Origin of the sequence: Microbacterium aerolatum (genome assembly GCF_007988825.1) — a bacterium.
Taxonomy (GTDB): Bacteria; Actinomycetota; Actinomycetes; order Actinomycetales; family Microbacteriaceae; genus Microbacterium; species Microbacterium aerolatum.
Genome location: NZ_BJUW01000006.1, coordinates 62,761 through 79,352, shown reverse-complemented (window position 1 = coordinate 79,352; position 16,592 = coordinate 62,761). Strand labels below are relative to the sequence as shown.

Below are 16,592 nucleotides of genomic sequence, written 5' to 3'. Positions count from 1 at the left end.
GTGCCCGGCTCCGGATGACAAGGGCCCACATAATCAGTGCCCCTACACAGCCTCGTCTGGCAAGATGGGGAACCCGTACTCCACATCGACAGGAGAACAATCGTGAGCATGACCCGCAAGCGGAAGAAGGAACTGCGCCGTCTGCAGCACGACGCCACCGAACTCTGGGAGCACCAGCAGGAGCTCGTCGGCCACGCGGCCGGCGTCGCACGTGAGGCCGGCCGCCAGCTCGGCAATGTCGGCCGTGAGCAGGTTCTCCCTGTCGTGCAGGACACGTACAACCGTCGTGTCGCCCCGACTCTGGATCGCGGCGCGAAGCTCGGTCGCCACGTCGTCGACGACAAACTCGTCCCGATCGTGGGCGGCGTCGTGGGCAGCGCGCTGACCGCATGGGACGTCGCCAACGCCAAGCGTCAGGGCCTCACCTTCTCGCAGGGCCGCATCGTGAAGAAGAAGAAGGGCCCCGGCCTCGGCTCGGTCGTCGCGATCATTCTCGGCGCTGCCGCCGCCGCCGGCGTTCTCTACGCCGCATGGCAGGCGCTGCGCACGGACGACGAGCTCTGGGTTGCGGACGACCCGCTCTCCGCGCCGGACGCGTGACCGATTCCACTGCTTCGACCCCTGACGCCTCACACGGCTCAGGGGTCGAATCGTCTGGCCTCCAGCGCGTTCGGGATGCCGCCGCAGCGCATGGTCTCGAGATCGAGATCCGCGAACGGCCGGATGCCCGCAGCCTCCACGAGGCCGCGGAACTGCTCGGCATCCCGGCATCCGGCATCGTGAAGACCCTCGTCGTCAAGCGCTCCGACGACACCTACCTGTTCGCGCTGATCCCCGGCGGCCGCTCGATCTCGTGGCCCAAGCTGCGCGCCCTGGTGGGCGTGAACAAGCTGCGCCTTCCCGAGCCCGACCTCGCCCTGGCGGCGACCGGTTACGAACGCGGGACGATCGTGCCCATCGGCAGCACCACCGACTGGCCGATCTACGCCGACGAGACAATCGTCGGCCAGCGCATCGCGATGGGAGCCGGAGCCCACGGCTACAGCCTGTTCGTCGATGCCGACGCGCTGATCGCCGCCTACGGCGCGACGATCGCCGACATCTCGGTTCCGGAAGCGTAGACTCGGCGAGATCAGATGACTTCGGCCATGCGCAGCGCGATGTCGACGAGCTTGACGCGCTGCAGCTTCGCCACCTCGTCGAGCGTGAACCAGCCGGCCATGTCGGTGGAGCCGTCCTGCTCGAACTGAAGCGTCCCGCCGGTGACCTCGGCCGAATAGAGGATGCGCAGCGTGTGCAGCGGGGCATCCGCCTTGTGTGTGCGCCGACCCGTCGGGATCACCCGCGAATGGATGCCGAGCAGCTCCTGCAAGCGGACCGTGTAACCGGTCTCCTCGCGCACCTCGCGGCGGGCCGCATCCTCCGGATCCTCACCGGCCTCGAGCCCTCCGCCTGGCATCGTCCACGCGGCCCTGCGGCCCTCGGTCCAGCGCGCCAGCAGCACCCTGCCGTCATCGTCAGTGATGACCGCGTACGCCGCGACGCGCAGATCCATGGGTCAACCATAGTGCGGCGGGATTCGCGCGAATGACGCTGTGACTTCAATGCTGGGCTACTCAGCGGCCCATCGCGTCGAGCGCGGCCTCCAGGCGCGCGACGGTGCCGTCGACGTCGGCGAGCTTGTCGAGCCCGAACAGTCCGATGCGGAACGTGGAGAACCCGGCGGGCTCGTCGCAGTGCAGCGGTACGCCCGCGGCGATCTGCAGTCCCTGCTCCTTGAATGCCGAACCGGACTTCAACGCCGGATCGTCGGTGTGCACGACCACGACGCCGGGGGCCGCGAACTCCGCGGCGGCAACCGAAGGCAGCCCGCGCGACGCCAGCAGCTCGCGCACGCGCGCGCCGAGTTCGACCTGTGCGTCCCTGAGGGCAGCGAATCCCCGATCGCGCGTCTCGACCATCGCGGCGAGGTTGCGGATCAGCGCATCGGTCGGCATGGTCGCGTGATACGCGGGGCGCCCTGCGCGGTACTCGTCGGCGATCGCGAGCCACTTGGCGAGGTCGATCGCGAAGCTCGTCGACGGGCGAGTGGTGACGGCGTCCCGCCCGGCCTCGCTGAGCATCACGTAGCCGGCGGCGGGCGTTCCGCTCCAGCCCTTCTGCGGTGCGCTGAGCAGCACATCGACACCGAGCGCGTCCATGTCGACCCACATCGCGCCGGAGGCGATGCAGTCGAGCACCAGCAGACCGCCGACCTCGTGCACGGCATCCGCGAGCGTGCGCACATAGTCATCGGGGAGGATCATGCCCGAAGCGGTCTCCACGTGCGGGGCGAAGACGACCTCCGGCCGGCGCGCGCGGATCGCCGCGACGACATCGTCGAGCGGGGCGGGGGACCACGCTGACTGGGCGTCCTCGCTGTCGGGCCGCGCGGTCAGCACCGTGACGTCGTCGCTGATGCCGCCGACATCCAGGATCTGCGACCAACGGAACGAGAACAGTCCGTTGCGCACCACGAAGGTGCGGCGGCCCGTCGCCAGTTGGCGGGCCACGGCCTCCATGGCATAGGTGCCACCGCCGGGGACGATCGCCGAGGTGTGCGCGTTGTACGCCTCCTCGAGGATGCCGAGGATCTGCTGCATCGCGCCGACGAAGCGGGTGGACATGTGGTTGAGCGAGCGATCCGTGAACACCACGGAGTACTCGAGCAGGCCATCGGAATCGACGTCATCGTGCGGCAGTGCGGTCATGCGCCCAGCATCCCATACGGCACCGGATCGATCAGAAATCGAGAAGCGAACGGACTCGAGACCTTCGTAATCTGTGATCACGACGAAGGAGAGACAGATGAGCGAGAAGAACTTCACCGCCGAAGAGCGCGACGCCATGAAGGCGAAGCTGGCGGAGAGCAAGACCACGAAGTCCCGGGCCAAGAAGAGCCCGGAAGAGGCGCGAGCCGAGGGCACGGCCGAGATCAAGGCCAAGATCGCCGACATGCCGGACGAGGATCGGATGCTGGGCGAGAAGGTCTTCGCGATGGTCGCCGAGACCGCACCGCACCTGATGCCCAGAACCTACTACGGCATGCCGGCCTGGGCGAACGACGCGGGCAAGGTGGTCTGCTTCTTCAAGCCGAAGTCCAAGTTCAAGGTGCGATACGCGACGTTCGAGTTCGAGGCTCCGGCGAACCTCGACGACGGCAATGTCTGGCCGACCGCCTACGCCGTCACCGCGCTGACGGATGCCGACCTGACGTTCCTCGCGGAGCGAGTGCGACAGGCGGCGAACTGAGCGCCTGTCTCGACGACGGTCAGCGGTCCGTCTGCGATGGGGTAGGGTCGTTCGCATGACAACCCGTTGGTATGCGTATTTCGAGTCGGCTCTGGAGGGGCCGGCGCAGATGTAGCGCCTACTGACCTTCAGAGCCGACAAGCCAGAGCATTTGCTCTGGCTTTCGCCGTTTCGGCGGGCTCTGCATCCCGGGTCCGCCTTCACACAGGACAGGACCCATGAGCACCATTCACGCCACCGAGACCACCGCCGACCTGCACGTCGCGAGATTCACGACGCTGCCCGCACCCGGCGACATCGCCGACGAGCTTCCGATCGGCGAAGAGCGATCCGCTCTCGTCGCCCGCACGCGTGACGAGGTGCGGGCGATCATGGCGGGGGAGGACGACCGTCTGCTCGTCGTCGCGGGCCCCTGCTCGATTCACGACACGCAGGCAGGGCTCGAGTACGCCGGTCGTCTCGTGCGCGCGGCCGAAGAGCATCGCGATGACCTTCTGATCGTGATGCGCACCTACTTCGAGAAGCCGCGCACGACCGTGGGCTGGAAGGGTCTCATCAACGATCCGCACCTCGACGGCAGCCACGACATCGAGGCGGGCCTGCGGATGGCGCGCGGCTTCCTGCGCGACGTCACCGCGCTCGGGATGCCGTGTGCGACCGAGTTCCTCGAGCCGATCAGCCCGCAGTACACCGCCGACCTCATCACCTGGGGCGCCATCGGCGCGCGGACCACCGAGAGCCAGATCCACCGGCAGCTGGCGTCTGGCCTGTCGATGCCGATCGGTTTCAAGAACGGCACGGACGGCGGGCTCCAGGTGGCACTGGATGCTGCGGCCGCAGCATCCGCTCCGCAGGCGTTCCTCGGCATCGGCGCCGACGGGCGTGCGAGTCTCGTGTCGACGACCGGCAACCCCGACACCTCGGTGATCCTGCGCGGGGGAGCGGACGGTCCGAACTACGACGCCGCCCACGTGGCCGAGGCGGCCGCCCGTCTGGATGCCGCGGTGCTCACTCCGCGCGTGATCGTCGACGCGAGCCACGCCAACAGCGGCAAGGATCACGTTCGTCAGGCGGTCGTGGCGGCCGAGCTCGGTGCGCAGATCGCCACGGAAGGTGCCGCGATCGCCGGGGTCATGCTGGAGAGCAACCTCGTTGCTGGCGCGCAGAAGCTCGATGTGTCGGCCGGGCGGACGCGGCTGACCTACGGGCAGAGCGTGACGGATGCCTGCATGGACTGGGATGCCACGACCGGCGCGCTTGCTGCGCTGGCGGAGGGGGTGCGGCGGCGGCGCTGATCCGGCGCCCCCTCGCGGGCTACGCGCCGAGCAGCTCCGGCAACTCGTCCTCGAACTGATGGCCGCCCGTGGCGTGCGCCTCGACTCGGGCGCCGGGCAGCATCCGGGTGTTGAGAGCGAGGTGCGCGAAGGGGACCACGGTGTCATCGCGGCAGTGATGCAGGGTGAGCGACTGCGGCGGCTCGGGGCCGTCGAAGTCGTACTCCTCGACCTCCCAGCCGTCCGCTCCCCAGTTCGGCATCGCGAGCAGGTGCACCCGGCGCACGCGCCACGCGCGTTCGCCGAGGACCGTGAGGAGGATCGACCCGCCGAACGAATGCCCGGCGACGAGATCATCAGGGCCCAGGTCGGCGACGGCGCTGCGGATCGGCAGGGCCCAGCTCTCGACGGACATGTCCTCGTCCGACATTCTCGGCATCACGAGATCTGCGTCGATCGATGCGGCGAGCCTCGACGCGAGTGGACCGTCTTCGACGAATCCGCCGGCGCCGTGGAGGAACAGCAGCGTCGTGCGCGCTCGGGACCTTCCCTGGACCATGGGCTCAGAGTATTCCGTGTCAAGGGGCGGGCACATCCCCTGTCGCGGTCATATCGTCGGTATCGACGCCGCCGCAGCGGCCTTGAAGAAGGGAACGCGCATGAGCCTCAACAGCGACCGCAACGACATCAGCACCGAGCCATCGCCAGGGCCGGAGGAGAACGACAATCTCGGGGCGCAGGACGGCAAGGGCGATCCGCCCACTGTGCCGCCATCGGACGATGAGGACGACGACGTGGATGCCGAGGATCCCGGCGAGTGAAGCCGGCCCACTGACCGACGAAAGAAGCGCCGCCCCGATGGGGCGGCGCTTCTCGTTTCTGTGGAGCCTAGGAGATTCGAACTCCTGACATCCTGCTTGCAAAGCAGGCGCTCTACCAACTGAGCTAAGGCCCCGAACGGGTATTGAATTGGAGTGAAACGGTGGGGCTACCAGGACTTGAACCTGGGACCTCTTCATTATCAGTGAAGCGCTCTAACCGCCTGAGCTATAGCCCCGTCAACCTCCAAGACTTTACCGGAGATCGACGGAAAATCCGAATCGAGCGCGATCAGTCCGCAGCGCGCAGAATGGCGCTGCCGGCGGACACGGTCGCATCGATCGTGTACCGCGAGTCGCTCGACGTGTTGAGCCGGTTGTCGAGGGACCCCGCGCTGACGTTCTGCGTCAGGTCGTAGGCCTCATCCGGCAGCGTCAGCTCGAGCGATCCGGCGCTGACGTCGATCGTCACCGACCGGGGTGCGGTGTTCGCGAGCTCGGCGACGAGCTTGCCCGCCGAGACCGTGAAATCGGCCTCATCGACGTCGAACAGCGACAGATCCGCCCTGCCGGCGCTGATGTCGGCGTCAATCGACGACGCGGAACCCTCCATGCTGAGTCCGCCGGCACCCACCTCGATGTCGACCTCGCCGTAGGTGCCCTCGATGTCGAGGCTCCCTGCGCTCAGCGAGAAGTCGGCGTCGAGCTTGGCGTTCTGCAGGCTGTCCGGCAGGGTGAGCACGACGGTCTCGTCCTCGTTGAACCAGTTGCCGCCGAACCAGTCGCCGCCGAACCACCATCCGAATCCGCGCTGCGGGCTCCCCACGACCAGCTCGTCGCCGTCGCGCTCAAGGGTCCAGTTGCCGCTGCGGCCGCCGGTGACCTCGAGGGTCGCCTCCTCGACATCGCCGAAACGAGTGGTGACGTCGCTGGCGCCGACGTCGACGGAGAGGCTGTCGATGCCGTCAACCGCGAGGCTCTGCGTGTCGCCGCCCCGTTCGGCGTGTGCGACTGATCGGACATCGTGCACCGCGCCGAAGGCGGCGGTGCCGCCGGCGCCCAGCAGCACCACGCCGCCGAAGACGGCGATCGCGATGGCGGCGGCACGTGCACCGGAGCCCTGCGGCTCCGGGGGTGCGCCACCCCCTGAGGGTGCGCCGCCACCGGAAGCGGAGCCGGCGGATGCCGCGGGCGTCGCCGGCGGGGGAGTCAGGGGAACGTCGTGCCCACCCTGCGGACTCTGCGGTTCGGTGTTCATCGTGCTGCTCCTGTCATCGCTTTCGCTGCTCATTGCTGGGTGCCGGTCGGCGTCTGGCCGCCGGTGTTCTCGATGTGTGCCAGGGCCGCGAGCACGCGCCGGTTGCCCGACTCGTCCTGTTCGAAGCCCAGCTTCTGGAAGATGGAGGTGATGTTCTTCTCGACGCTGGCCGGTGAGAGGAACAGCAGTCCCGCGATCGCCTGGTTCGACTTGCCCTCGGCGATCAGTGCGAGCACGGTGCGCTCGCGCTCGGTGAGCCGCAGCATCCGATCGTCGCGATTCCGCCGGGTGAGCAGCTGCGCCACGACCTCGGGGTCGAGCACCGATGCGCCCTCCGCGATCCGCTCGACGGACGCGAGGAACTCGGCGACATCCGCGACCCTGTCCTTGAGCAGGTAGCCGAGCGGACCGCCCTGCGCCGCGATCAGATCGCTGGCGTAGCGCTCCTCGACGTACTGCGACAGCACCAGCAGCGGCAGCGACGGATGGGTCGTGCGGAGTCCGAGCGCCGCGCGGATCCCCTCGTCGGTGAACGTCGGAGGAAGACGCACGTCGAGGATGCAGAGCTCGGGCCTCGATGTCTCGACCGCTTCGGTCAGCCCCTCGGTGTCGGGGAGGGCCGCGACCACCTCGTGGCCGGCATCCTCGAGCAGACGCACCAGGCCTTCACGCAGCAGGACGGAGTCCTCACAGATCAGGATGCGCATGGCACGCTCACCTCCAGGGAAGTCGGACCGCCCTGCGGGCTGTCGATGCGGAACGTCCCGCCGGCGGCGAGCACGCGGTTCGAGATGCCGTCGAGGCCTCCGCCGGGCTGCACCTGCGCGCCGCCCATGCCGTTGTCCTCGACTCGCGCCCAGAGCACATTGCCCTCGCGCAGCCTCACGACCACGCGGCACTCACTGGCGCGGGAGTGCTTGGCCGCGTTCGTGAGCGACTCCGCGATGGAGAAGTACACGGCGGCCTCGGCGTCGCGGCTGCATCGGCCGTCCATCCGCACGTCGAGGTGCACCGGGATATGCGACCTGCTGGCGAGTGCCGACAGCGCAGCATCCAGTCCTCGGTCATCAAGGACGGAAGCGTGGATGCCGCGGGCGAGCTGGCGCAGCTCGGTGATGGCGGCTTTCGTCGAGGTGTGTGCCTCGGAGATGAGCTCCTTCGCGGCGGTCGGATCGTTGTCGATCTTCTGCTGTGCGAGCCCGAGAGTCATGCCGACCGAGACGAGCCGGGGCTGAACGCCGTCATGCAGGTCGCGCTCGATGCGCGTGCGCTCGACGTCGGCTGCGCGCACGGCGCCCTCGCGCTGCGCGGAGGTGGTGCGCACCCGCTCGGTGAGCTCCGCCTCGCGGTTCGGCACGATCAGTGCCCGCGAGATGGTGCGGTGCAGCAGCGCGAGACCGATGATGCCGGCCGCCGCGGCCACGACACCGAGGATGCCGAACAGCGGAGCCCATCCGGCGTCGATCAGGTTGCCGAACGGTGCGATGGTCTCCCCACCCGCGAACAGCGGGGTGAACGAGTAGATCGCCGACCACACCATGCCCCAGAAGAGCCGGATCACCAGGGCGCCGAAGATGCATGCGATGGCGAAATTCGCCAGGGCCCGCCACATGCGTCCGTCGATGCTCTGTCGCCCGAGCGACCGGATCCAACCGCCGAATCCCGGGGCCCGTCGACGTCGGGGCTGCAGGTCTGCGACGTCGAGGCCGTACAGTCCGCGGACGCGGACCACCTCGAACCAGCCGACGCCGTACAGCGCGTAGACGAGACCGACCAGGAAGACGATCCCGATGCCGAGGACGAACAGGAGGCCGACGCCCGTTCCGAACAGAGCGGCGAGGACGCCGATCACGCCGCCTCCGACGACACCGAGCGCGGCCAGGTGCAGGACGGTCATGAACAGACGCAACGGCGGCGCGGTGCGCGGCTTGTCAGCCGGTGCGGAAGGGACAGTCTGAGTGGTCATGCCTCAAACGTAGGCCGCACGCCCAGGCCGCCGACACCGAGTCAACCGGAGAGCTGGATTCGGGTTTTCCGTACTGTCACTTGGTTTCCGGGCCGCGGCACTTGTTCAATGTGCGTGGTTTGAGTCCACGTTCGATACTTGTACCTCACAGGGAGGCTGTGAACGCGGGCTGAGGGCGTTCGGCCGCCGGAGTAGGCGACTCGCGAGTTTGTCGTCGACAGCGTGATGTAGGTACCGGTAGCCGCGCGGAGCCTGCCCGCCCGCACGAGCGCTCTTGCCGCGGGTGACGTCGGCTCCGTGGTCTGGGGCGGATCCGCGGCCGTGGGCCCGTCATCCGCTGCCGTCGGCTGGCCAGCAGTCGGCCCACCGTGGATCGGGGCAGGTGCAAGTGATACGCGATCCGCTGCGGGCCGCATCGGCGGGAGAACGCAACGCGATGATCCGCCGCTCGGTTCTGTGCGCAAGCCGGTACGGCGAGACCAGTGGTCCCGAGCTGCGGTCCGTCAACGCCAACCCGGACCGATACCGATCTGCCCACCGCTTCGCCGTTGCCGGCGAGCACTGAAACTGCTCCGCAGCACGCCGCAACGGTCACCCCTCATGAACGATCAAGACATCGATACGACGACGCCCTCCGGTGTCAAGTCGCGTTAGCGGAATCACGAGGACTTCCATGGACTGGATGCGAGTGTGGTAACCCAGATCCTTCCCGGCGGCCTTCGCCTACCTCACCCGTTCACAACTGGCGGGGAAGTACGGCTAGCGGGCGCAGCCATTGGTGATGAACGACGAACTTCGGGGTTATGGCATGCGGCAGTGCGGTTGCCCACACACTCGCTCTCGGTCACATCGTCTCGAACAGAGCCGCAGCGCCTTGACCTCCGCCGACGCACATTGTGACGACTACCCGTTTGACGTCACGCCGACGAGCTTCCAAGAGCCCGTGACCCGCCATGCGTGCGCCAGAGCAACCGTACGGATGCCCCAGAGCTATCGCACCACCATTGACGTTGAGCAGCTCGTCAGCGATTCCCAACTCGTCCTGGCAATACAGCACCTGACTCGCGAAAGCTTCATTCAGTTCCCAAAGGTCGATGTCATCGACCGTGAGACCTGCGCGGTTCAGAAGTTTCGGCACCGCCAGAGCGGGGCCGATGCCCATCTCCTCCGGCGCGCATCCCGCAACCGCGAACCCCACGAATCGACCGAGGGGCTCAAGGCTTCGACGATGCGCTTCGCCTTCCTCCATCATGACGACGGCGGAAGCGCCGTCCGAGAATGGACTCGCCGTCCCGGCCGAGACCACGCCGCCGCGCAGCGCCGGGCGAATCACCGAAACCGCAGCGTACGTCGTGCCCTCTCGAATCGTCTCGTCACGCTCCACCCGTACGTCGCGGGTAATAAGAGCGCCGCTTTCAGGGTCAGTGATGCCCATCACGGTATCTACCGGAATGATCTCTTCGGCGAAGATTCCGTCTGCTTGCGCGCGGCTTGCGCGCTGTTGGCTGCGCACTCCGTACTCGTCCTGTCGTTGCTTGGAGATTCCGTAACGCTCAGCGACGACTTCTGCGGTCCTGAGCATCGGCCAGAAGAGGTCCGGCTGATTGCGCTCAAGCCATTGCTCGTGCGCCATCGTCGTATTGAGGGTGTTCTGGACGAGAGATATCGACTCCACGCCGCCGGCGACGACGACGTCGCATTCGTCGGCGATGATGCGTTGTGCCGCACTGACGAGAGCTTGGAGTCCGGAAGCGCAGAACCTGTTGACGGTCTGACCGGCCACCGAGATGGGCAACCCTGCTCGCAAGGCACTGGCTCGACCGATGTTGTTGCCACTGGCGCCCTCTGGTTGAGCGCACCCGAGTATGACGTCACCAACTTCGTCGGGCGAGACTTTCGCCCGGCGCACCGCGGCCTCGATCACCGCACCGCCGAGCGTGACGGGATTGGTCAGGTTGAAGCCGCCACGCCACGACTTTGCGAGGGCGGTACGGGCGGTTGAGACGATGACGGCATTACGCATTGATTTTGCTCCACTGTGCCAAGGGACCGTTGCCGTCAGCGAGCGCGACGATCAACGGGTGAGGTTGCCAGAATTCCGGATGCGACGGCACCGTCTCGTGTAACGTCCGCATGGTGCGAACGACGTTTCTCAGACCGACCTGGTCGGCCCAGAACATCGGACCGCCCTTCGATGCGGGGAACCCATAACCCTGCACCATCGCGACATCGATGTCGCTCGCCCGCATTGCAACGCCTTCTTCCAGTACATGCGCAGACTCGTTGACCAGAGCCAGCACACAGCGCTCGACGATCTCCTCGCTGGTGAACTCGCGCTGCTGAATTCGCAACTTCTCTGCGTGTGGACGAATCATGTTCGCGACTTCAGCGTCGGCCTCCGGAACTCCTCGCTCGTTGTAGCGGTACCAACCGCGCCCGGTCTTGCGGCCCAGGAGTCCACGCTCGACGAGAAGTTCAGCGACTGCCCAATCCTCGTCCATTCCACCGCCGCGAGCAGCTCGAGCCTGCGAAGGAATGTCGTTACCCACAAGATCCAGTACTCGGAACGGTCCCATACGGTATCCCCACGCCTCAAGAGCGGTGTCGACCTGCGCGGGAGTCGCGCCCTCGAGCACCATCTGCATGGCCTGTCGGGTGTACGCGTCCATGACGCGATTGCCGATGAAGCCGTCGCTGTTGCGAGCTACGACCGCGATCTTCTTCAGGCGCTTGCCCACGCTCAATGCAGTCGCGAGGGTTACCGCCGACGTCGACTTCGCCTGCACGATCTCGAGCAGACGCATCACGTTGGCGGGACTGAAGAAGTGCATGCCCACGACGTCATGGGGCCGGCCAGTGACTGCCGCGAGCGCGTCGACGTCGAGTGATGATGTGTTCGTCGCGAGAATCGCGCCGGGCTTCAGCGTCGCATCCAGAGTTCTGAATACTGCCTTCTTCACATCTAGGTCTTCGAAGACAGCCTCGACCACGAGGTCGACATCTGCGGCATCGTCAACGCTGTGCGTCGAGGAGATCAATTGCTGCCGCTGCGTCGTTTGATCAGCGGTGGCACGGCCGCGCGCGCGGTTCTTCTCCAGTTCGTCATGGATGATCTGCAGCGTGGCTGAGAGAACCTCAGCGTTCGGGTCGACCACGACGACGGGATAGTCCGCGTTGACGAAGGCCAGCGCGATGCCACGTCCCATCGTGCCCGCACCGACCACCGCCACCCGGTCGATCTGCTTTGGTTCAGCGCATGTGGCGGCTCCTCCACGTCCGGCCTTCTTAGTGGCGAAGAACTGGTATCGCGCTGCGCGTGCGGGAGTGGCATCCGCCAGCTCTTTGAAGCGCGCGAATTCTACCTTGAGTCCGCGATGAAATGTGGAGGCCGTCATGCCCGCTGCCATCGACTCGATAGCTGCCGCCGCCCCCACGTGGCTCGTCTTCGATGAAGCGATCTTCTGCGCGGCAAAGGCCAAGTACGCTTCGCCATGCTCGTGCTCAATATCGCGGTCCTGCAGTCGGGGCAAGGGGCGGAGGTGTGCGATTTTCCGAGCGAACTCGACCGCGACGTCGCGAACATTCTCTTCTGTCCAAAGGTCAGCAATGTCGGTGTCTACAAGGTCGGTGCCTGCGAAGATCCCTCCGGTCGTGATCATGTTCAGGCCACGTTCGAGTCCGACGGCGCGCGGCAGCCGCTGCGTACCTCCCGCGCCCGGAATGAATCCGAACGTCGCTTCGGGCAGACCAAGACGGGCCCGTCGGGCGACGATTCGATAGTGGCAGCCCAGTGCGAGCTCAAGGCCGCCGCCCAGCGCATCACCGTCGATGGCGGCGATGACGGGCTTGGTCATCGCAGCGAGAATACGAAGGATCGTGTCGTGCAGCGATGGCTCGATCAGACCTATTCCGGTGTCAAACTCGTTGAGGTCCGCGCCGGCTGAGAACCTTTCACTCGCGCCGACGAGCACAACGGCATCTACTTGACAGTCCCGATCTGCCCGCTCCAGTTCGATGGCCAGAGCGGTTCTCACGTCATGCGCGAGCGCGTTCACCGGAGGATTCGAAAGCGTCAGAATCGCAACGGTTCCCTCCGTCGTGCGTAGCACTTTGTCCGTCCTCGAGGGATTTTCAGTGCGCATTCGCGGCTCGTCCTTCTCGCGTGATTCCATCAGATCTCCTTCGTCGCGGCCGTCTAAGGCGTCAGCCCTGGCAGAGGACGAAGCGCGTCACGACCATCCTCATCGTTGCACAAACTTGCTAGAAGTCTAATATAGTGGGCAGTCCCGACGCCTTCGAGAAAGGACGAGATCACGTGAGCGAACCCACATCTACCGTCTCCACACCCGGAGTTTCTGGCGTATCACTACTGAAGGTCCCGGTTTCGGATCTGCTGGCAAGTGCCGAATGGTATTCGCGAGTCTTCAGTGCCACCCGGCTCGCGCAGTTCGATCATTTCGACGAGCAAGGGCAGCTCTACGCTGTGATGCTCGCGGTACCCGGACTGACCTTCCCGATGCAATTACGCCTGGCCCCCCGCACAGCGCAGGCGATTGCCGGATTCGATCCCGTCGGATTCGCTGTGCCTACCCGCGACGATCTCGAGCAGTGGGAGAGCTTTCTCTCCGACCTCGGCATCGAGAACTCAAAGGTGCTTCGCGGACTCGTGGGATGGTTCCTGATCGTTCGTGATCCGGATGGCCTCTCTATCCGGCTCTTCAGTGACGAGCACCACGACGTCGACCCCGACAACGCCGTCACCGACTCACCATGGCTCGAGTACCCGGCCGAGAGCCACTAGAGACGCACCCCGACGAGATCGAGAGAGTGAGATGTATCTGAAATGACGACACACGCGACCCCGTCCGCCGACGAACGATTCCAGATCATGGACCTGAGCGCCCGCTATTCGTGGGCGCTCGACACGGGAGACACCGACGCTCTGCTTCGATGCTTCACCGAAGACGCCGACTTCGGCGACCTGGCGATCGGCGCCGAGGCGAAAGGCCACGACCAGATCCGCCGACTGGTGATGCAGCGGTACCACGGCAACCCGATCTTCCCCGGGCGCCAACACCAGATCGGTCAGACGCTCTTCACCCCCGATGAGAACGGGAGAACAGACCGCTGGCATTCCAAGTCGTTCGCCCAGGTGCTCGCACTTCGCGATATCGGACCGTACCTTTATTGGATCGGCTATTACCGCGACATCGTCGTCAAGGTGGATGGCGAGTGGCTCTTCGAGCAGCGAATGGCGAGCAAGTGGATGGGTGATGTACTGGGTGGGTTCCCCGCTGATTCGATCGCACCACTCATCATGGAACGCCCCCCGGGCTTCTTCGACCCGCTCAACTAGACGGAGGGAACACCCAGTTGATGGACGATCAACTCACTCGCCCCGACCTCTTCGTTTCTGCCATGCACGCTCAAGATCCCACGGCAGCGGCCCTGGGCATCCAACTCGCACATTGCGAAAGCGGGCTCGTGACGATTACACAGCCGGTAACGGATGAGATGCTCAATGCGAGCGGGATCGTGCACGGCGGATACCTCTTCCTGCTCGCCGATACCGCCTTGGCATACTGCTGCGCGTCAATGGGGCGGCGATCTGTAACCCGAAGCGCTGACATCTGTTTCATCGCCCCGGCACGCGTGGGCAATGAGCTCTCGGCCACCGCTCACCATAAGACCACCCATCGAAGAAACACGATCATCGACGTCAGTGTTTTCTCCGGCGAGCATTTGCTCGCAGAGTTCCGAGGCCACGGAGTGCTGGTCCCGCCCGCGACCGCACCGCTCGACGAGTAGAAAGCGAACCCCGCAATGCAGTCACCCCTGAAAGGCATACGCGTCCTTGACCTGAGCAGAGCAGTCGCCGGCCCTCTTTGCAGTTCACTGCTGTCAGACCTCGGTGCGGACGTCTTCAAAGTGGAAGGCGCCCCTCACGGAGACCCGGCACGCGCATGGGGTCCTTTCGACGACGACGTCAGTCTGTACTTCTCCTCCGTGAACCGTGGAAAGTCCTCCATCGCGTTGGACTTCCGAGCACCAGGAAGTATTGACCTCATCCGAGAACTGATCGCTCAAGTCGACGTTCTCATCGAGAACTTCCGCCCGGGCGTGATGGCCGAGATGGGTCTTGATCCTGAAGAACTGCGGCGCGAGCATCCTCAACTGATCATCTCCAGCGTGAGCGGTTACGGATCTATCGGCCCCGAGCGCAGCACTCCTGGCCTCGACCAAGTCGCGCAGGGCATGTCTGGCCTGATGTCCGTCACGGGACCGGATAAGAAATCGTTCTATCGCCTCGGAGTTCCAATCGTCGATGAACTCGCCGGCATGTTCAGCGCACTGGGCATCGTCGCTTCACTCGTCGGCCGCGAGCGCGGGGGAGAGGGCTCGCAGGTTCAGACGTCACTGCTAGAAGCGGGGATCTCGGCGATGATCTTTCAAGCCCAGCAGTATCTGAGTCTTGGAACCGTCCCCGAACCTCAGGGAAACCATCATCCCGTCATCAGCCCCTACGGCGCCTTCAAGGCCGCGGACATGCCACTGACGATCGCTGTCGGCACGGCAAAGCATTGGGTCCTGTTCTGCGAAATGCTTGGCGAGCCAGATCTTGCGACGCGCGAAGAGTACGCAACCGGTGCGCTGCGAAGCGCCAACGGCATCGCGCTGAGGGCCGACATCGAGCGCCTCCTCGGCGCGCAGACCGCCTCGCATTGGTTGAGCAGACTGCGCGAGATGGGCATCCCCTCAGGCCCGATCTACACCGTCGACCAGACATTCGCCGATCCGCAGGTGCAGGCTCTGGAGATGGTCCAGCATGTGGCGGACGACCAGGGAAGGACGGTGCCAGTTCTTCGTGGACCACTGTGGATCGACGGTGTCGCCACCGAGGTCCGCTCCGCTGCGCCGGGCCTCGGCAGCCAGGGTGAGGCTGTACTGCGGGAGTTCGGAATCGCGCAAGAGCGCATCGACGCGTTCATCGGCTCCGGCGTGCTGCATGTGCGCCCACGCCAGGAGACCACATGACCGGCGCGCCCAAAGCCGCAATCACCGTCGGAGTTGAGGATTCCGTCGCCACGCTGACACTGGTCAACCCCGGGCGACGCAATGCTCTGCCGCCATCGGTGTGGCTTGAGCTGGCGCGCAGCGTGGAACATCTCGCCATGCGTCCGGATGTGACCATTTTGGTCATCACCGGCCACGGCGACGATTTCTCGACGGGTCTAGACCTGCAGGACGCCGGGAAAGACGACGCTGATCAGCCTCAGGTGGGCAGCGACGGTGCCGTCGCCCTGGTCGAAGCGGCTCTCGCCGACTGCCCGAAGCCCGTCATTGCTGCGATCGGCGGATATTGCATAGGCGCGGGGATGGCCGTGGCGTTGGCCTGCGACCTGCGCATCGCCGCAGCCGATGCATCGTTCGCGATGACGCCGGCGAAGATCGGTGTCATCTATCCCGCGTCGTCCATTCAGCTTCTCCTGAACCAGGTCGGCCCGTCCATCACGAAGCGGATGCTTTTTACAGCGGAGTTCGTGGATGCGACGCAGGCGCTGCGGATCGGACTCGTGGAGGAGGTCGTCCCTGTTGAAGAACTTGCGGATAGCGCACTCGCACTCGCAACGGTGATCGGGAAACGATCCCAGCTCACTGTGCAGGCGACGAAGGACATCGTGCGCACACTGCTCTCAGATCCTCCCGCCGTCTCAGACCGCGAGAACTTCTGGGTGCAGGAATCCCTCGACGGCCCCGACCAGCGTGAAGGACTGCGCGCGTTCAGTGAGCGACGTGACCCGGTCTTCACGTGGCGCAGTCCGAGCAGTCGACGCTGACCATAACGTTTCGCTCGGGGTCGACGTCGAAACCGCTGCCACGGCGGCCTTCGACGCCATCGACGATGACCGCGAGAAAATGCGTTACGGAACTGACGCGTCCTCTTCTGGAGCGATCGTTGCATGGCGACCGGGCGAAAGATAGCC

General features: G+C 65.5%; 18 protein-coding genes, 2 tRNA genes and 1 pseudogene. 10 read left to right on the top strand and 11 right to left on the bottom strand.

Features of this window, described 5'->3' with window-relative positions; all coding sequences use genetic code 11:
* The first annotated feature begins 108 nt into the window (after positions 1-108).
* Positions 109-600 (top strand): DNA helicase, encoded by a 492-nt coding sequence (locus tag MAE01_RS08115; RefSeq protein WP_282186477.1) that lies wholly within the window; start codon positions 109-111, stop codon positions 598-600.
* 101 nt (positions 601-701) lie between these two features.
* Entirely contained in the window at positions 702-1,121 is a 420-nt protein-coding gene (locus MAE01_RS08110; protein WP_147039153.1) for an aminoacyl-tRNA deacylase, read from the top strand.
* Positions 1,122-1,132: 11 nt separating this feature from the next.
* Here the strand turns inward: MAE01_RS08110 and MAE01_RS08105 are convergent, their stop codons facing one another.
* Both MAE01_RS08105 and MAE01_RS08100 read right to left on the bottom strand, forming a co-directional pair.
* Positions 1,133-1,555: an NUDIX hydrolase gene (locus MAE01_RS08105; RefSeq protein WP_147039057.1), complete on the bottom strand. Its 423-nt coding sequence runs from the start codon at positions 1,553-1,555 to the stop codon at positions 1,133-1,135.
* A gap of 61 nt (positions 1,556-1,616) precedes the next feature.
* Positions 1,617-2,750, bottom strand: a complete 1,134-nt coding sequence (locus MAE01_RS08100; RefSeq protein ID WP_147039056.1) for an aminotransferase class V-fold PLP-dependent enzyme — start codon at positions 2,748-2,750, stop codon at positions 1,617-1,619.
* 97 nt (positions 2,751-2,847) lie between these two features.
* Between MAE01_RS08100 and MAE01_RS08095 the strand changes: the two genes are divergently transcribed.
* Both MAE01_RS08095 and MAE01_RS08090 read left to right on the top strand, forming a co-directional pair.
* Positions 2,848-3,291 (top strand): hypothetical protein, encoded by a 444-nt coding sequence (locus MAE01_RS08095; RefSeq protein WP_147039055.1) that lies wholly within the window; start codon positions 2,848-2,850, stop codon positions 3,289-3,291.
* A gap of 218 nt (positions 3,292-3,509) precedes the next feature.
* Positions 3,510-4,586, top strand: a complete 1,077-nt coding sequence (locus tag MAE01_RS08090; protein WP_147039054.1) for a 3-deoxy-7-phosphoheptulonate synthase — start codon at positions 3,510-3,512, stop codon at positions 4,584-4,586.
* 19 nt (positions 4,587-4,605) lie between these two features.
* Here the strand turns inward: MAE01_RS08090 and MAE01_RS08085 are convergent, their stop codons facing one another.
* A complete protein-coding gene (locus MAE01_RS08085) occupies positions 4,606-5,124 on the bottom strand; it encodes an alpha/beta fold hydrolase (protein WP_147039053.1) in 519 nt (172 codons plus the stop codon).
* A 100-nt stretch (positions 5,125-5,224) separates the two neighbouring features.
* On the opposite strand from MAE01_RS08085, the gene MAE01_RS15940 reads away from it, so the two are divergent.
* Positions 5,225-5,386 carry a hypothetical protein gene (locus tag MAE01_RS15940; RefSeq protein WP_186806176.1) on the top strand — a complete coding sequence of 54 codons (162 nt, stop codon included), beginning with the start codon at positions 5,225-5,227 and terminating at the stop codon, positions 5,384-5,386.
* 61 nt (positions 5,387-5,447) lie between these two features.
* Here the strand turns inward: MAE01_RS15940 and MAE01_RS08080 are convergent.
* The 8 genes and pseudogenes from MAE01_RS08080 to MAE01_RS08045 all read right to left on the bottom strand — a co-directional run bounded on the left by MAE01_RS08080 (position 5,448) and on the right by MAE01_RS08045 (position 12,779).
* A tRNA-Ala gene (locus tag MAE01_RS08080) sits at positions 5,448-5,520 on the bottom strand.
* Between the two features lie 28 nt (positions 5,521-5,548).
* Positions 5,549-5,622 (bottom strand) — tRNA-Ile (locus MAE01_RS08075).
* 53 nt (positions 5,623-5,675) lie between these two features.
* A complete protein-coding gene (locus MAE01_RS08070) occupies positions 5,676-6,641 on the bottom strand; it encodes a DUF4097 family beta strand repeat-containing protein (RefSeq protein ID WP_147039052.1) in 966 nt (321 codons plus the stop codon).
* A gap of 29 nt (positions 6,642-6,670) precedes the next feature.
* Positions 6,671-7,348, bottom strand: coding sequence for a response regulator (locus MAE01_RS08065; protein ID WP_147039051.1), 678 nt, complete (start codon positions 7,346-7,348; stop codon positions 6,671-6,673).
* Positions 7,336-8,607: a sensor histidine kinase gene (locus MAE01_RS08060; RefSeq protein WP_147039050.1), complete on the bottom strand. Its 1,272-nt coding sequence runs from the start codon at positions 8,605-8,607 to the stop codon at positions 7,336-7,338. Before MAE01_RS08060 ends, MAE01_RS08065 begins: the two co-directional genes overlap by 13 nt.
* A gap of 188 nt (positions 8,608-8,795) precedes the next feature.
* Positions 8,796-9,282 (bottom strand): annotated as a pseudogene (locus tag MAE01_RS16175) (helix-turn-helix domain-containing protein); the annotation flags it as partial.
* 169 nt (positions 9,283-9,451) lie between these two features.
* Complete coding sequence (locus tag MAE01_RS08050) at positions 9,452-10,630, bottom strand: acetyl-CoA C-acyltransferase (RefSeq protein WP_147039048.1); 1,179 nt, start codon at positions 10,628-10,630, stop codon at positions 9,452-9,454.
* Complete coding sequence (locus tag MAE01_RS08045) at positions 10,623-12,779, bottom strand: 3-hydroxyacyl-CoA dehydrogenase NAD-binding domain-containing protein (RefSeq protein ID WP_147039047.1); 2,157 nt, start codon at positions 12,777-12,779, stop codon at positions 10,623-10,625. Before MAE01_RS08045 ends, MAE01_RS08050 begins: the two co-directional genes overlap by 8 nt.
* A 143-nt stretch (positions 12,780-12,922) precedes the next feature.
* Between MAE01_RS08045 and MAE01_RS08040 the strand changes: the two genes are divergently transcribed.
* The 5 genes from MAE01_RS08040 to MAE01_RS08020 are packed head-to-tail and all read left to right on the top strand — an operon-like array spanning position 12,923 to position 16,445.
* Positions 12,923-13,408: a VOC family protein gene (locus tag MAE01_RS08040; RefSeq protein ID WP_186806175.1), complete on the top strand. Its 486-nt coding sequence runs from the start codon at positions 12,923-12,925 to the stop codon at positions 13,406-13,408.
* A 42-nt stretch (positions 13,409-13,450) separates the two neighbouring features.
* Complete coding sequence (locus MAE01_RS08035; protein ID WP_147039045.1) at positions 13,451-13,963, top strand: nuclear transport factor 2 family protein; 513 nt, start codon at positions 13,451-13,453, stop codon at positions 13,961-13,963.
* Positions 13,964-13,983: 20 nt separating this feature from the next.
* Positions 13,984-14,415 (top strand): PaaI family thioesterase, encoded by a 432-nt coding sequence (locus tag MAE01_RS08030; protein WP_147039044.1) that lies wholly within the window; start codon positions 13,984-13,986, stop codon positions 14,413-14,415.
* A 15-nt stretch (positions 14,416-14,430) separates the two neighbouring features.
* Complete coding sequence (locus MAE01_RS08025; protein WP_147039043.1) at positions 14,431-15,642, top strand: CaiB/BaiF CoA transferase family protein; 1,212 nt, start codon at positions 14,431-14,433, stop codon at positions 15,640-15,642.
* On the top strand, positions 15,639-16,445 hold the full coding sequence (locus MAE01_RS08020; RefSeq protein WP_147039042.1) for an enoyl-CoA hydratase/isomerase family protein: 807 nt from the start codon (positions 15,639-15,641) through the stop codon (positions 16,443-16,445). Before MAE01_RS08025 ends, MAE01_RS08020 begins: the two co-directional genes overlap by 4 nt.
* Positions 16,446-16,592 lie beyond the last annotated feature (147 nt).

Bases quoted from the DNA above. Each gene is read 5' to 3' on its own strand.
- MAE01_RS08115 (WP_282186477.1), top strand. From the start codon at position 109: ATGACCCGCAAGCGGAAGAAGGAACTGCGCCGTCTGCAGCACGACGCC.
- MAE01_RS08105 (WP_147039057.1), bottom strand. From the start codon at position 1,555: ATGGATCTGCGCGTCGCGGCGTACGCGGTCATCACTGACGATGACGGC.
- MAE01_RS08100 (WP_147039056.1), bottom strand. From the start codon at position 2,750: ATGACCGCACTGCCGCACGATGACGTCGATTCCGATGGCCTGCTCGAG.
- MAE01_RS08095 (WP_147039055.1), top strand. From the start codon at position 2,848: ATGAGCGAGAAGAACTTCACCGCCGAAGAGCGCGACGCCATGAAGGCG.
- MAE01_RS08090 (WP_147039054.1), top strand. From the start codon at position 3,510: ATGAGCACCATTCACGCCACCGAGACCACCGCCGACCTGCACGTCGCG.
- MAE01_RS08085 (WP_147039053.1), bottom strand. From the start codon at position 5,124: ATGGTCCAGGGAAGGTCCCGAGCGCGCACGACGCTGCTGTTCCTCCAC.
- MAE01_RS15940 (WP_186806176.1), top strand. From the start codon at position 5,225: ATGAGCCTCAACAGCGACCGCAACGACATCAGCACCGAGCCATCGCCA.
- MAE01_RS08070 (WP_147039052.1), bottom strand. From the start codon at position 6,641: ATGAACACCGAACCGCAGAGTCCGCAGGGTGGGCACGACGTTCCCCTG.
- MAE01_RS08065 (WP_147039051.1), bottom strand. From the start codon at position 7,348: ATGCGCATCCTGATCTGTGAGGACTCCGTCCTGCTGCGTGAAGGCCTG.
- MAE01_RS08060 (WP_147039050.1), bottom strand. From the start codon at position 8,607: ATGACCACTCAGACTGTCCCTTCCGCACCGGCTGACAAGCCGCGCACC.
- MAE01_RS08050 (WP_147039048.1), bottom strand. From the start codon at position 10,630: ATGCGTAATGCCGTCATCGTCTCAACCGCCCGTACCGCCCTCGCAAAG.
- MAE01_RS08045 (WP_147039047.1), bottom strand. From the start codon at position 12,779: ATGGAATCACGCGAGAAGGACGAGCCGCGAATGCGCACTGAAAATCCC.
- MAE01_RS08035 (WP_147039045.1), top strand. From the start codon at position 13,451: ATGACGACACACGCGACCCCGTCCGCCGACGAACGATTCCAGATCATG.
- MAE01_RS08030 (WP_147039044.1), top strand. From the start codon at position 13,984: ATGGACGATCAACTCACTCGCCCCGACCTCTTCGTTTCTGCCATGCAC.
- MAE01_RS08025 (WP_147039043.1), top strand. From the start codon at position 14,431: ATGCAGTCACCCCTGAAAGGCATACGCGTCCTTGACCTGAGCAGAGCA.
- MAE01_RS08020 (WP_147039042.1), top strand. From the start codon at position 15,639: ATGACCGGCGCGCCCAAAGCCGCAATCACCGTCGGAGTTGAGGATTCC.